Raw genomic sequence first — 12,034 nt, forward strand, 5'->3', positions numbered from 1 at the left:
GTCCCGGGACGACTCGCCGTCGTCCACTCGCTCTCGCGGGTGGTGTCCCGGCCCCGGCCTGGAGTCCGGGGGTGAACCGGGCCGCCGTGGCGGCCTGGCAGGTGCGGGGAGGATGGGTTGTCAAGTCACTCTGGACGAGTGCTCGCGATCAGCCCTGCCGCTGCTTGTGCCGCAGGTTGTCGCAGATCACCATGATCCGGCCGTGACGACGGACGACCTGGCACTTGTCGCAGATCCTCTTGACGCTCGGCTTGACCTTCACGTCTCCTGCTTTCTGAGCTCGTGTCGAATTACTGGCATGCCCCCGGGTGGAGGCGGTCAGCATCCGCCACGCCCACCGTGATCACTTGTAGCGGTAGACGATGCGACCACGGGACAAGTCGTAGGGCGAAAGCTCCACGACAACCCTGTCCTCCGGCAGAATGCGGATGTAGTGCTGCCGCATCTTGCCGCTGATGTGGGCCAGGACCTTGTGGCCGTTCTCCAACTCGACGCGGAACATCGCGTTGGGGAGCGGCTCGATCACGCGGCCTTCGACCTCGATGGCCCCGTCTTTCTTCGCCATATCCTCCGCGTTTCGTGATTGGTTGAGCGCTGGCTGCTTACCTCTCGGTGGCACGCACGCCACCCCGACTCCAATGCCCAGGATTTCAAGCGCGATGGAATCGACGTGATGGGCACGCCAGCTAGACAGTGTACGCACCCCGTGTCATGGGCCCCAAACCGGGGCCACCTGTGGTAAATGCGCGACGTCACTCGTCGCCATCGTCCATGATAACTCCGCCGCCGAAACGGGCCGGCGCCTCCGAACGCACTGGTCGCGCGGGCGTCAGGCGCGCGGGGCGTCTTCGGGAGCGGTGAGGACCCACGGGCCTTCGTCGGTCACCGCGACGGTGTGCTCCCAATGCGCTGCGCGGGAGCCGTCGGCGGTGATGACCGTCCAGCCGTCCTCCAGCTCCACGGTGTCACCGGACCCGCCGGTAAGCATCGGCTCGACGGCCAGCGTCACCCCGGGCCGCAGGAGCGGGCCCTTGCCGGGCTTGCCGACGTTGGGCAGGAAGGGGTCCATGTGCATCTCGCGGCCGATGCCGTGGCCGCCATACTCCGCCACCATGCCGTAGTCGACGCCGTCCGCCTCGCTCACCCGGAGCGCCTCGGTCTCGACGGCGTGGGAGATGTCGGTCAGCCGCGCTCCGGCCACCACCGCCTGGATCCCCGCCCACATCGCCGACTCGGTAGCCGCCGAGAGCTTGCGGTCCGCGTCCGACACATCACCGACAGCGATGGTGACGGCAGAGTCACCGTGCCAGCCGTCGAGGATCGCGCCGCAGTCCACGGACAACAGGTCACCCTCGGCCAGACGCTGCGACTCGGCCGGGATGCCGTGTACGACCTGCTCGTTCACCGATGCACAGATCGAGGCCGGGAAGCCGTGGTAGCCCTTGAACGAAGGCACCGCACCCGCATCGCGGATGGTCTGCTCGGCCAGCGCGTCCAGCTCGGCGGTGCTCACACCCGGCTTCGCGGCCTCCGTGACGAGCGCGAGCGTCCGCGCCACCACGAGGCCGGCCTGGCGCATGGCGTCCAGCTCACCGCGGGTCTTGACCTCGATCGAGTTACCCCGGCGAAGCCACCGCGGTAGGTTCAGGCCGAGCAGGTTCACGAGTTCTTGCCGAGGGCGTCCAGCACCCGGGTGGAGATCTCGTCGATCTCGCCGACGCCGTCCACGGTCACGAGGATGTCCGCGTAGTACTCCAGCAGCGGCGCCGTCTCCGAGCGGTACACCTGCTGCCTGCGACGGATGACCTCTTCGGTGTCGTCCGAGCGGCCGCGGGCCAGCAGCCGCTCGACCAGCACGTCCTCCGGCACCTTCAGCTCGATCACGGCGTCCAGGGACGTGTCGTTCTCGGCGAGGATCTCACCGAGGACGTCGGCCTGCTTGGTGTTGCGGGGGAAGCCGTCGAGCAGGAAGCCCGTCTTCGCGTCGGGTTCCGCCAGTCGCTCGCGGACCATCTCGTTGGTCACCGAGTCAGGCACCAGCTCGCCGGAGTCGAGGTACCGCTTCGCCTCCTGGCCCAGCGGTGTCTGCTTGCCGACATGGGCACGGAACAGATCACCGGTCGAGATGTGCGGCACGCGCAGCCGCTCCGAAAGAGCGACCGCCTGCGTGCCCTTACCTGCCCCGGGAGGACCGACAAGAACCACACGCGTCATCGGAGGAACCCTTCATAGTTGCGCTGCATGAGCTGGCTTTCGATCTGCTTCACGGTGTCGAGGCCGACACCCACCATGATCAGCACAGCTGTACCACCGAACGGGAAGTTCTGGTTCTGGCCTTCCCCGGTGAGGGACAGGAAGAAGTTCGGCAGGATCGCCACGATGCCGAGGTAGATCGAGCCCGGCAGCGTGATCCGCCCGAGTACGAAGCTGAGGTACTCGGCGGTCGGCCTCCCGGGCCGGATACCCGGGATGAAGCCACCGAACTTCTTCATCTCCTCAGCGCGCTCGTCCACGTTGAAGGTGATCGTGATGTAGAAGTACGTGAAGAAGATGATCAACGCGAAGTACAGCAGAATGTGCATCCAGCTGGACTGGTTGACCAGGTACGTCTGCACGAACCGCTGCCAGCCCGACGCCTGGTTCGGGTCGCCGATGAGGTTGCTCAGCAGGTCCGGCAGATAGAGCAGCGAGGACGCGAAGATGACCGGGATGACACCGGCCTGGTTCACCTTGATCGGCAGGTAGGTCGAGGTCCCGCCGTACATCCGGCGGCCGACCATGCGCTTCGCGTACTGCACCGGGATCCGGCGCTGGCCCTGCTCGACGAAGATGACGCTCGAGATGATCGCCAGCGCGAGGATGCAGACGAAGAAGAAGACCAACCCGCCCTGATTGCTCAGGATGTTCGCGCCCTCAGCCGGGATCTGCGCCGCGATGTTCAGGAAGATCAGCAGCGACATGCCGTTACCGACGCCGCGCTCGGTGATGAGCTCACCGAGCCACATCATCACGGCCGTGCCCGCCGTCATCGTGAGGACGGTGAGCGACATGGTGAGGATGCTGTCGTCCGGGATGACCGGGTGGGGGCAGTTGCCGAACATGCCGCCGCGCTCGGCGAGGGCGATGACACCGGTCGCCTGCAGGATCGCCAGCGCGATGGTCAGGTAACGCGTGTACTGCGTCAGCTTGCCCTGTCCGGCCTGCCCTTCCTTCTTGAGCTCCTCGAACCGAGGGATGACCACGGTGAGCAGCTGCACGATGATGCTCGCCGTGATGTAGGGCATGATGCCCGTCGCGAAGATCGAGAGCTGCAGGAGCGCACCACCGCTGAAGAGGTTCAGCAGCGAGAAGATGTTCTGGTTCTCGACTTGCGCCTGACAGGCCTGAACGTTGGGGTAGGACACCCCGGGCGCTGGGATGACCGCACCGATCCGGTAGACGGCCACGATCATCAGCGTGAACAGGATCTTCTTGCGCAGGTCCGGCGTCGCGAGAGCCGAGCGGAAGGCGCTGAGCACGCGGGGGACCTCCTCGGCGTCGTCGGGCGGTTTCCCGACGATCGGCTTGGCCGGCACGCAGACCGGCAGGACACTCTTTCCCTGGCGGGCAAGCCAGAAGCGCTCCGGAGCACACGAGACCGAAGCGTGTCGTCGACTCTAACAGGCCCTGTGGTAGTGCCCGCAGGTAGTGCGGGCTAACGCCTCAGCCGGCCGAGGTCGCGAGTGCGCCCGCCAGCCCGAGCAGCACGATCCCGGTACCGCGGTCGACGTTACGCCGCGCCCGCGCGGAAAGGCTGGCTGCCCGCGCCACCGCGCCGGCACCGACATATACGGTGCCCGCGAGGAACTCGGCCAACAGGTACACCGCGCCGAGCACCGCCACCTGCCAGCCCACCGGGCCGTGGCCGGCATCGACGAACTGCGGCACGAACGCCGTGAAGATGAGGACCGCTTTGGGGTTGGTGATCGCGACCAGGAACTCCTTGCGCACCACCGGCCACACCGGCAGGGACGCGTTCGCCTCCCCGTGGGGCAGCCGCAGACGTGTGCCATGCCGGAACGTGCTGACGAGCAGGCCACCACCGAGCCACGCCAGATAGGCGACGCCGACCCACTTGACGATCGTGAACGCCACCTCGGATGCCGCCAGCACCTGCCCGAGACCGGCCGCGACGGCGGCGATCATGAGCACGAACGCGGCAAGCCTGCCCCCGAGCCCGGCGAGCGCCTTGCCGAGGCCGTGACGCATTCCGTGGTGCAGGCCGAGCAGGTTGTTCGCACCGGGTGTCAACGCGATGAGCAGCGCGGCACCGAAGAACACGAGTAGCCAGGCCACGCCTCGAACGTAACCGGGGCCGCAAACGGAAAACGGCCCGCCCGGCAAATAGCCGGGCGGGCCGTTTCAGCCGTTCGAGCGGGCTCAGAGCGTGGTGGCGCTGCCACCAGCGGCTTCGAGCTTCTCCTTCGCGCTCTTCGAGAAGGCGTCGGCCGTGACCTCGAGCTTGACGCCCTCGACCTCGCCGTTGCCGAGCACCTTCACGAGCTTGCCCTTGCGGACCAGGCCACGGGCGACGAGCTCCTCCTTGCCGACCTTGCCACCGTCGGCGAACACGCGAGCGATGTCGCCCACGTTCACCGGCTGGTACTCGGTGCGGAAGCGGTTCTTGAAGCCACGCAGCTTCGGCAGCCGCATGTGGATGGGCATCTGCCCACCCTCGAAGCCGGCGGGCACGTTCTTCCGGGCCTTGGTGCCCTTCGTGCCGCGACCGGCGGTCTTACCCTTGGAGCCCTCACCACGGCCGACGCGGATCTTGTCCTGCTTCGACCCCGGCGCGGGCCGCAAGTGGTGGATCTTGATGGTCATGACTTGACCTCCTCCACTTCCACCAGGTGCCGCACCGTGTGGATCAGACCCCGAACCTGCGGAGTGTCCTCACGAACGACGGACTGCCGGATCTTCCGCAGCCCGAGGGTCCGCAGCGAGGCCCGGTGGTTCTGTTTGGTGCCGATCGTGCTCTTGATCTGGGTGACCTTCAGCTGAGCCATCTCAGACCTCCTGCCCCGCACGCTGGCGCAGCATCCTGGCCGGCGCGACATCCTCGAGCGGCAGGCCACGGCGAGCCGCGACCTCCTCGGGACGCTGCAGGTCCTTCAGCGCCCGCACGGTCGCGTGCACGATGTTGATGGCGTTGTCGCTGCCCAGCGACTTCGACAGCACGTCGTGCACGCCCGCGCACTCCAGCACCGCACGCACCGGGCCACCGGCGATGACACCGGTACCGGGGCTGGCCGGGCGCAGCAGCACCACACCGGCGGCCTCCTCACCCTGCACCGGGTGCGGGATGGTGCCGGCGATCCGAGGCACGCGGAAGAAGTTCTTCTTCGCCTCCTCGACGCCCTTGGCGATCGCCGCGGGCACCTCCTTGGCCTTGCCGTAGCCGACGCCGACCTGACCGTCACCGTCGCCGACGACGACCAGAGCGGTGAAGCTGAAGCGACGACCACCCTTGACGACCTTGGCCACGCGGTTGATCGCTACGACGCGCTCGAGGTGCGGGGTCTTGTCCTGGGCCGCCCCGCCACGGCCACCGTCACGACGGTCCCTGCGGTCCCGGCCGCCACCGCGCTCGCGGTCGCCGGGTCCGCCCTGGCCGCCGGATTGCCGCGTACGTCCCGGCATCAGGCGTTCCTTCCGTTCTCGAGAATGTTCACTGTCCTAGAACTCCAACCCCGCCTCGCGGGCGGCATCGGCCAGTGCGGCGATCCGGCCGTGGTAGGCGTTGCCACCCCGGTCGAACACCGCCTTGGAGATGCCCGCGTTCTTGGCGCGGGCCGCCACCAGCTCGCCGACCTTGGCGGCCTTGGCCTTCTTGTCGCCCTCGACGGCCTGGACGTCCGCCTCCAGCGTCGAGGCCGCGGCCAGCGTGTGGCCCGCGACGTCGTCGATCAGCTGGACGTGGATGTGCCGGGACGACCGCTTCACCGACATCCGCGGCCGCTCCGCGGTGCCGTGGATCTTCTTGCGCAGCCGGGCGTGCCGACGAACCTTGCCAGCGCGACGGCGGGTCGAGATGTCCTTGCCGACCGGCTTGCGCTTGGTCACCGTTTCGCTCATGATCACTTACCCGTCTTTCCGACCTTGCGACGGATGCGCTCGCCCTCGTAGCGCAAGCCCTTGCCCTTGTAGGGGTCCGGACGACGCAGCTTGCGGATGACCGCCGCGGTCTGGCCGACCTTCTGCTTGTCGATGCCGGACACCGAGAACTTCGTCGGGCTCTCCACCTTGAAGGTGATGCCCTCCGGAGCCTTGATCAGCACCGGGTGGCTGTAGCCGAGGGCGAACTCGAGGTCCGAGCCCTTGGCCTGCACGCGGTAACCGACCCCGTGGATCTCCATCTTCTTCTCGTAGCCGTCGGTGACGCCCACGACCAGGTTGTTCACCAGCGTGCGCGTGAGGCCGTGCAGCGCGCGGCTCTCGCGCTCGTCGTCCGGCCGCTTCACGAGCAGAGCGCCGTCCTCGTCGCGCTCGACGGTGATCGGCTCGGGAACCGTGTGCTCGAGAGTGCCCTTCGGTCCCTTGACGGTGACGTGCTGCCCGTCGATGGTCACCTCAACCCCGGAGGGGACGGTGATCGGCAGCTTTCCGATGCGTGACATGCCTAAGTCCCCCTCCTCACCAAACGTAGGCGAGGACTTCGCCGCCCACGCCGTTGCGCATGGCCTGCCGGTCGGTCTGGAGGCCGGACGACGTCGAGATGATCGCGACGCCGAGGCCGCCGAGAACCTTCGGCAGGTTGGTCGATTTTGCGTACACGCGCAGGCCGGGCTTCGACACCCGCCGCAGTCCGGCGATGCTGCGCTCACGGTTCGGGCCGTACTTGAGCTCGACGACCAGGTTCTTGTGCTTCTCACCGGGCTCGGTGCGGTAGTCCGCGATGTAGCCCTCGCGCTTGAGGATGTCGGCGATGTTCGCCTTGATCTTCGAGTGGGGAAGCACGACCTCGTCGTGGTACGCCGAGTTCGCGTTACGCAGACGTGTCAGGAAGTCTGCGATGGGGTCGGTCATCGTCATGGTGACCTGTCAACCTTTCTCGCCCTGGTTCCCCGAGGTGGGGCCTGTGGCGAAGTGGGAGTGATTGGAAGCCTTCACCAGCTGGACTTGTTCACGCCGGGAAGCTGGCCCGCGTGCGCCATCTCCCGCAGGCAGATGCGGCACAAGCCGAACTTGCGGTAGACCGAGTGCGGCCGGCCGCAGCGCTGGCAACGGGTGTAGGCACGCACCTTGAACTTCGGCTTCCGGGCGGCCTTGGCGATCAGAGCTTTCTTGGCCATTGCTCAGTTCTCCTTGAACGGGAAGCCGAGCTTGCGGAGCAGTGCACGGCCCTCGTCGTCGGTGGTGGCGGTCGTGACGACCGTGACGTCCATGCCGCGCGGGCGGTCGATGGAGTCCGGGTTGATCTCGTGGAACATCGACTGCTCGGACAGGCCGAACGTGTAGTTGCCGTTGCCGTCGAACTGCTTGGCCGACAGACCGCGGAAGTCACGGATACGCGGCAGCGCGATGGTCAGCAGCCGGTCGAGGAACTCCCACATACGGTCGCCGCGCAGCGTCACCCGCGCGCCGATGGGCTGGCCCTCGCGCAGCTTGAACTGCGCGATGGACTTGCGGGCCCGGCGCACCTCGGGCTTCTGCCCGGTGATGGTGGCCAGGTCGCGCACGGCGCCCTCGATGAGCTTGCTGTCGCGAGCGGCGTCACCGACACCCATGTTCACGACGACCTTCACCACACCGGGGATCTGGTGCGGGTTGGTGTAGCCGAACTCCTCGCGCAGCTGGCCGGCGATCTCCTCGCGGTACCGGGTCTTCAACCGCGGCGTCGGGTACGTTGTCTCTGCGGTGGTCATCAGATGTCCTTGCCCGTCCTACGCGAGATACGAACCTTCTTGCCGTCCTCGCCGATGCGGTAGCCCACCCGGGTCGGCTTGCCGTCGGAGTCCACGACCATCACGTTCGAGACGTGGATCGGGGCTTCCTGGGTGACGATGCCGCCGGACTGCGCACCACGCTGCGTCTGGGTGATCCGGGTGTGCTTCTTGATCCGGTTCACGCCCTCGACGAGGACGCGCTGACGGTCCGGGTAGGCCTGGATGACCTTGCCCTTCGCGCCCTTGTCCTTGCCGGCGATGACGAGAACGGTGTCGCCCTTCTTCACCTTCATCTAGAGCACCTCCGGCGCCAGCGAGATGATCTTCATGAACTTGCGGTCGCGCAGCTCGCGGCCGACCGGTCCGAAGATGCGGGTGCCTCGCGGCTCGTTGTCGTTCTTGATGAGCACCGCGGCGTTCTCGTCGAAACGGATGTAGGAGCCGTCAGGGCGACGCTTCTCCTTCACCGTGCGGACGATGACGGCCTTGACCACGTCACCACGCTTCACGTTGGCGCCCGGGATGGCGTCCTTGACGGTGGCGACGATGATGTCGCCGATGCCCGCGTAGCGCCGCCCCGAGCCACCGAGCACGCGGATGGTCAGGATCTCCTTGGCACCCGTGTTGTCGGCGACTCGCAGTCGCGACTCCTGCTGGATCACGTCAACTCCTGTATGTCGCGCCGGTTCTCGAGCTGGCCGAGCCTGGCGGAACGAATGAGGCGGGTAGCCCCCTGATTACTTGGCCTTCTCGCGGATCTCGACCAGTCGCCACCGCTTGGTGGCCGACAGCGGCCGGGTCTCCATCACGATGACGCGGTCGCCCACGCCGGCCGTGTTCTGCTCGTCATGCGCCTTCACCTTCTTGGTGGAGCGCATCACCTTGCCGTACAGCGGGTGCTTCTTGCGGTCCTCAAGCTCCACGACAATCGTCTTGTCCATCTTGTCGGAGACGACCAGGCCCTCCCGGACCTTGCGGTAGTTCCGACCGGAGTCAGCCTTCTGCACCGGCTCGCTCATGCGGCACCTTCACTCTCGTCAGTCTCGTCAGGCGCGACCGAGAGGCCGAGCTCGCGCTCGCGCATCACCGTGTAGATGCGCGCGATGTCCGCGCGGACCGTGCGCAGCCTGCGGTTGTTGTCGAGCTGGCCGGTCGCCATCTGGAAGCGGAGGTTGAACAGCTCCTCCTTGGCCTCCTTCAGGCGCAACACGAGCTCTTCCGCAGTGAGCTCACGAAGTTCTGACGCCGCAACACCTGCAGCCTTCGCCATCAGAACTCACCACCTTCGCGGGTCACGATCCTGCACTTCATCGGCAGCTTGTGGATCGCGCGGCGCAGGGCCTCGCGCGCCACCGCCTCGTTCGGGAAGCTCATCTCGAACATCACGCGGCCGGGCTTGACGTTGGCCACCCACCACTCGGGCGAACCCTTACCGGAACCCATGCGGGTTTCGGCGGGCTTCTTCGTGAGCGGGCGGTCCGGGAAGATGTTGATCCAGATCTTCCCGCCACGCTTGATGTGGCGCGTCATGGCGATACGAGCGGACTCGATCTGCCGGTTGGTCACGTAGCTGTGCTCGAGCGCCTGGATGCCGTACTCACCGAAGTTGACCTTCGTGCCGCCCTTCGCGGCGCCGGACCGCTTCGGCGAGTGCTGCTTGCGGTGCTTGACCTTGCGTGGGATGAGCACGCCTCAGCCCTCCGTCTTCTCTGCTGCGTCCGGCGTGGCCGTCTCGGGGGCCTTGCTGGTCGCGACGTCTGTGTCGGCCTTCGCGGCGCGACCGGCCTCGGTCGACGTCGGCGTGGTGCCCGACGCACCCGACCGGCGGCGGGACGGACGCTCGCGGCGCGGCGCGCGCTCGGCCGCCGCGGCGGCGTCACGCTCAGCCTTGGCCTTGAGACCACCGACGAGGTCGCCCTTGTAGATCCACACCTTCACGCCGATGCGGCCGAACGTCGTCTTGGCCTCGAAGAAGCCGTAGTCGATGTCGGCACGCAGCGTGTGCAGCGGGACCCGGCCGTCGCGGTAGTGCTCGGAGCGGGACATCTCGGCACCGCCGAGACGGCCGCTGCACTGCACGCGGATGCCCTTGACCTGCGGCGAACGCATGGACGTCTGGATGGCCTTGCGCATGGCGCGGCGGAACGCGACGCGGTTGGACAGCTGCTCCGCGACACCCTGCGCGACGAGCTGGGCGTCGGCCTCGGAGTTCTTCACCTCGAGGATGTTCAGCTGCACCTGCTTACCGGTCAGCTTCTCCAGCGCGCCGCGGATGCGGTCGGCCTCGGCTCCGCGGCGGCCGATCACGATGCCCGGCCGCGCGGTGTGGATGTCGACGCGAACCCGGTCCCGGGTGCGCTCGATCTCCACCTTGGAGATGCCGGCCCGCTCCATGCCCGTGGACAGGAGCTTGCGGATCTTCACGTCCTCGGCGACGTACTCCGAGTACTGCTTGTCGGCGTACCAGCGCGACTTCCAGTCCGTGGTGATCCCGAGCCGGAAGCCGTGCGGGTTGATTTTCTGGCCCACTACCGGCCACCTGCCTTCTTCTTGCTCTTCGTCTTGGCTTCCGGCCGCGACTCGACCTCGACGGTGATGTGGCTGGTCCGCTTACGGATCCGGTAGGCGCGACCCTGCGCGCGCGGCCGGATGCGCTTGAGGGTCGGGCCCTCGTCGGCGTAGGCGTTCTTGACCCACAGCGTGTCGGGGTCCAGGTCCAGGTTGTTCTCGGCGTTGGCCATCGCGCTGGCGAGCACCTTCGCGAGCGGGCCCGCGGCGGCCTGCGGCGAGAACCTCAGGATGGCAAGGGCCTCGTTGGCGTTGCGGCCCTTGATCAGCTCGATCACCCGGCGCACCTTGGTCGGCGAGTCCCGGACGAAGCGAGCCCGAGCGAAAGCCGTCGGCAGGGTCTCCTGCTCGGCTACCGCGTCGTTACGCGCGTTCATCGTTACTTCCTCTTCTCGGTGCGCGCTCAGCGGCGACGCGACTTGCGGTCATCCTTGACGTGGCCCTTGAAGGTCCGCGTCGGGGCGAACTCGCCCAGCTTGTGGCCCACCATGGCCTCGGTGACGAACACCGGGACGTGCTTGCGGCCGTCGTGGACCGCGATGGTGTGCCCGAGCATGTCCGGGATGATCGTGGACCGGCGGGACCAGGTCTTGATCACGGTCTTCTTGCCCGACTCGTTGAGCGCGTCCACCTTCTTGAGCAGGTGGTCGTCCACGAACGGGCCCTTTTTCAGGCTGCGCGGCATGTTCTTCTACCTCCCTGCTCAGCGCTTCTTGCCGGTGCGCCGGCGGCGGACGATCAACTGGTCGCTCGGCTTGCGACGGCGGGTGCGGCCCTCCGGCTTACCGTTCGGGTTCACCGGGTGACGACCACCGGACGTCTTGCCCTCACCACCACCGTGCGGGTGGTCGACCGGGTTCATGACGACACCACGGACGGTCGGGCGCTTGCCCCGCCAGCGGTTCCGGCCTGCCTTGCCCCAGCTGATGTTGGAGTGGTCGGAGTTGCCGACCTCACCGACAGTGGCGCGGTTGCGCACGTCCACGTTGCGGATTTCGCCCGAGGGCATCCGCAGCTGGGCGTACGGGCCGTCCTTGGCGACGAGCTGCACGCGAGCGCCGGCGGACCGCGCGATCTTCGCGCCGCCACCGGGGCGGAGCTCGATCGCGTGGATCACGGTGCCGACCGGGATGTTGCGCAGCGGCAGGTTGTTGCCCGGCTTGATGTCGGCGCTCGGGCCGCTCTCCACCCGGTCGCCCTGCTTCAGCTTGTCCGGCGCGATGATGTAGCGCTTCTCGCCGTCGGCGTAGTGCAGCAGTGCGATGCGGGCCGAGCGGTTCGGGTCGTACTCGATGTGAGCGACCTTGGCCGGCACGCCGTCCTTGTCGTTACGCCGGAAGTCGATGATCCGGTACGCACGCTTGTGGCCACCACCCTTGTGCCGGGTGGTGATCTTGCCGGACGAGTTGCGGCCGCCGGACTTGCTCAGCGGAGCGAGCAGCGACTTCTCCGGCGTCGACCGGGTGATCTCGGCGAAGTCGGCGACGCTCGACCCACGCCGGCCCGGCGTTGTCGGCTTGTACTTGCGGATGCCCATGTCT

The 12,034-nt window shown here is 67.3% G+C and carries 23 protein-coding genes; all 23 read right to left on the reverse strand.

Features of this window, described 5'->3' with window-relative positions; genetic code table 11:
• Positions 1 to 148 precede the first annotated feature (148 nt).
• Positions 149 to 262, reverse strand: a complete 114-nt coding sequence (gene rpmJ, locus ACFSZT_RS00680) for a 50S ribosomal protein L36 (protein ID WP_005453284.1) — start codon at positions 260 to 262, stop codon at positions 149 to 151.
• A gap of 81 nt (positions 263 to 343) precedes the next feature.
• Positions 344 to 565, reverse strand: coding sequence for a translation initiation factor IF-1 (gene infA / locus ACFSZT_RS00685; RefSeq protein WP_005443304.1), 222 nt, complete (start codon positions 563 to 565; stop codon positions 344 to 346).
• A gap of 264 nt (positions 566 to 829) precedes the next feature.
• The gene (gene map / locus ACFSZT_RS00690) at positions 830 to 1,663 is read right to left on the reverse strand and encodes a type I methionyl aminopeptidase (protein ID WP_377387130.1); all 834 of its coding nucleotides are present in this window, start codon (positions 1,661 to 1,663) and stop codon (positions 830 to 832) included.
• The gene (locus ACFSZT_RS00695) at positions 1,660 to 2,214 is read right to left on the reverse strand and encodes an adenylate kinase (protein ID WP_377387133.1); all 555 of its coding nucleotides are present in this window, start codon (positions 2,212 to 2,214) and stop codon (positions 1,660 to 1,662) included. The genes map and ACFSZT_RS00695 overlap by 4 nt, the downstream gene beginning before the upstream one ends.
• On the reverse strand, positions 2,211 to 3,518 hold the full coding sequence (gene secY, locus ACFSZT_RS00700) for a preprotein translocase subunit SecY (RefSeq protein ID WP_377387815.1): 1,308 nt from the start codon (positions 3,516 to 3,518) through the stop codon (positions 2,211 to 2,213). The genes ACFSZT_RS00695 and secY overlap by 4 nt, the downstream gene beginning before the upstream one ends.
• 184 nt (positions 3,519 to 3,702) lie before the next feature.
• The gene (locus ACFSZT_RS00705; protein ID WP_377387136.1) at positions 3,703 to 4,335 is read right to left on the reverse strand and encodes a LysE family translocator; all 633 of its coding nucleotides are present in this window, start codon (positions 4,333 to 4,335) and stop codon (positions 3,703 to 3,705) included.
• Positions 4,336 to 4,419: 84 nt separating this feature from the next.
• Positions 4,420 to 4,863, reverse strand: a complete 444-nt coding sequence (gene rplO, locus ACFSZT_RS00710) for a 50S ribosomal protein L15 (RefSeq protein WP_377387138.1) — start codon at positions 4,861 to 4,863, stop codon at positions 4,420 to 4,422.
• Positions 4,860 to 5,045: a 50S ribosomal protein L30 gene (gene rpmD / locus ACFSZT_RS00715; RefSeq protein WP_377387141.1), complete on the reverse strand. Its 186-nt coding sequence runs from the start codon at positions 5,043 to 5,045 to the stop codon at positions 4,860 to 4,862. Before rpmD ends, rplO begins: the two co-directional genes overlap by 4 nt.
• 1 nt (position 5,046) lies before the next feature.
• Positions 5,047 to 5,679 (reverse strand): 30S ribosomal protein S5, encoded by a 633-nt coding sequence (rpsE, locus tag ACFSZT_RS00720; RefSeq protein WP_377387144.1) that lies wholly within the window; start codon positions 5,677 to 5,679, stop codon positions 5,047 to 5,049.
• Between the two features lie 36 nt (positions 5,680 to 5,715).
• Positions 5,716 to 6,114: a 50S ribosomal protein L18 gene (gene rplR, locus ACFSZT_RS00725; RefSeq protein ID WP_377387147.1), complete on the reverse strand. Its 399-nt coding sequence runs from the start codon at positions 6,112 to 6,114 to the stop codon at positions 5,716 to 5,718.
• A 2-nt stretch (positions 6,115 to 6,116) separates the two neighbouring features.
• Entirely contained in the window at positions 6,117 to 6,656 is a 540-nt protein-coding gene (gene rplF, locus ACFSZT_RS00730) for a 50S ribosomal protein L6 (RefSeq protein WP_377387149.1), read from the reverse strand.
• A gap of 16 nt (positions 6,657 to 6,672) precedes the next feature.
• Complete coding sequence (gene rpsH, locus ACFSZT_RS00735) at positions 6,673 to 7,071, reverse strand: 30S ribosomal protein S8 (protein ID WP_377387152.1); 399 nt, start codon at positions 7,069 to 7,071, stop codon at positions 6,673 to 6,675.
• Positions 7,072 to 7,145: 74 nt separating this feature from the next.
• Positions 7,146 to 7,331, reverse strand: coding sequence for a type Z 30S ribosomal protein S14 (locus tag ACFSZT_RS00740; protein ID WP_112280230.1), 186 nt, complete (start codon positions 7,329 to 7,331; stop codon positions 7,146 to 7,148).
• 3 nt (positions 7,332 to 7,334) lie between these two features.
• A complete protein-coding gene (rplE, locus tag ACFSZT_RS00745; RefSeq protein ID WP_377387156.1) occupies positions 7,335 to 7,904 on the reverse strand; it encodes a 50S ribosomal protein L5 in 570 nt (189 codons plus the stop codon).
• Entirely contained in the window at positions 7,904 to 8,218 is a 315-nt protein-coding gene (gene rplX / locus ACFSZT_RS00750; protein WP_377387159.1) for a 50S ribosomal protein L24, read from the reverse strand. Before rplX ends, rplE begins: the two co-directional genes overlap by 1 nt.
• Positions 8,219 to 8,587, reverse strand: a complete 369-nt coding sequence (gene rplN, locus ACFSZT_RS00755) for a 50S ribosomal protein L14 (RefSeq protein WP_024876329.1) — start codon at positions 8,585 to 8,587, stop codon at positions 8,219 to 8,221. It abuts the gene before it with no gap.
• Between the two features lie 75 nt (positions 8,588 to 8,662).
• A complete protein-coding gene (gene rpsQ / locus ACFSZT_RS00760) occupies positions 8,663 to 8,944 on the reverse strand; it encodes a 30S ribosomal protein S17 (protein WP_377387163.1) in 282 nt (93 codons plus the stop codon).
• A complete protein-coding gene (rpmC, locus tag ACFSZT_RS00765) occupies positions 8,941 to 9,195 on the reverse strand; it encodes a 50S ribosomal protein L29 (protein WP_377387166.1) in 255 nt (84 codons plus the stop codon). Before rpmC ends, rpsQ begins: the two co-directional genes overlap by 4 nt.
• Positions 9,195 to 9,614, reverse strand: a complete 420-nt coding sequence (rplP, locus tag ACFSZT_RS00770) for a 50S ribosomal protein L16 (protein ID WP_009152383.1) — start codon at positions 9,612 to 9,614, stop codon at positions 9,195 to 9,197. The genes rpmC and rplP overlap by 1 nt, the downstream gene beginning before the upstream one ends.
• 3 nt (positions 9,615 to 9,617) lie before the next feature.
• On the reverse strand, positions 9,618 to 10,454 hold the full coding sequence (rpsC, locus tag ACFSZT_RS00775; RefSeq protein WP_377387170.1) for a 30S ribosomal protein S3: 837 nt from the start codon (positions 10,452 to 10,454) through the stop codon (positions 9,618 to 9,620).
• Positions 10,454 to 10,870: a 50S ribosomal protein L22 gene (gene rplV / locus ACFSZT_RS00780; RefSeq protein WP_377387173.1), complete on the reverse strand. Its 417-nt coding sequence runs from the start codon at positions 10,868 to 10,870 to the stop codon at positions 10,454 to 10,456. Before rplV ends, rpsC begins: the two co-directional genes overlap by 1 nt.
• Positions 10,871 to 10,896: 26 nt before the next feature.
• On the reverse strand, positions 10,897 to 11,178 hold the full coding sequence (gene rpsS / locus ACFSZT_RS00785) for a 30S ribosomal protein S19 (protein ID WP_009152380.1): 282 nt from the start codon (positions 11,176 to 11,178) through the stop codon (positions 10,897 to 10,899).
• 18 nt (positions 11,179 to 11,196) lie between these two features.
• Positions 11,197 to 12,030, reverse strand: a complete 834-nt coding sequence (gene rplB, locus ACFSZT_RS00790) for a 50S ribosomal protein L2 (RefSeq protein WP_377387177.1) — start codon at positions 12,028 to 12,030, stop codon at positions 11,197 to 11,199.
• Between the last annotated feature and the right edge of the window lie 4 nt (positions 12,031 to 12,034).

Source organism: Prauserella oleivorans (assembly GCF_042685745.1).
Taxonomy (GTDB): domain Bacteria; phylum Actinomycetota; class Actinomycetes; order Mycobacteriales; family Pseudonocardiaceae; genus Prauserella_A; species Prauserella_A oleivorans.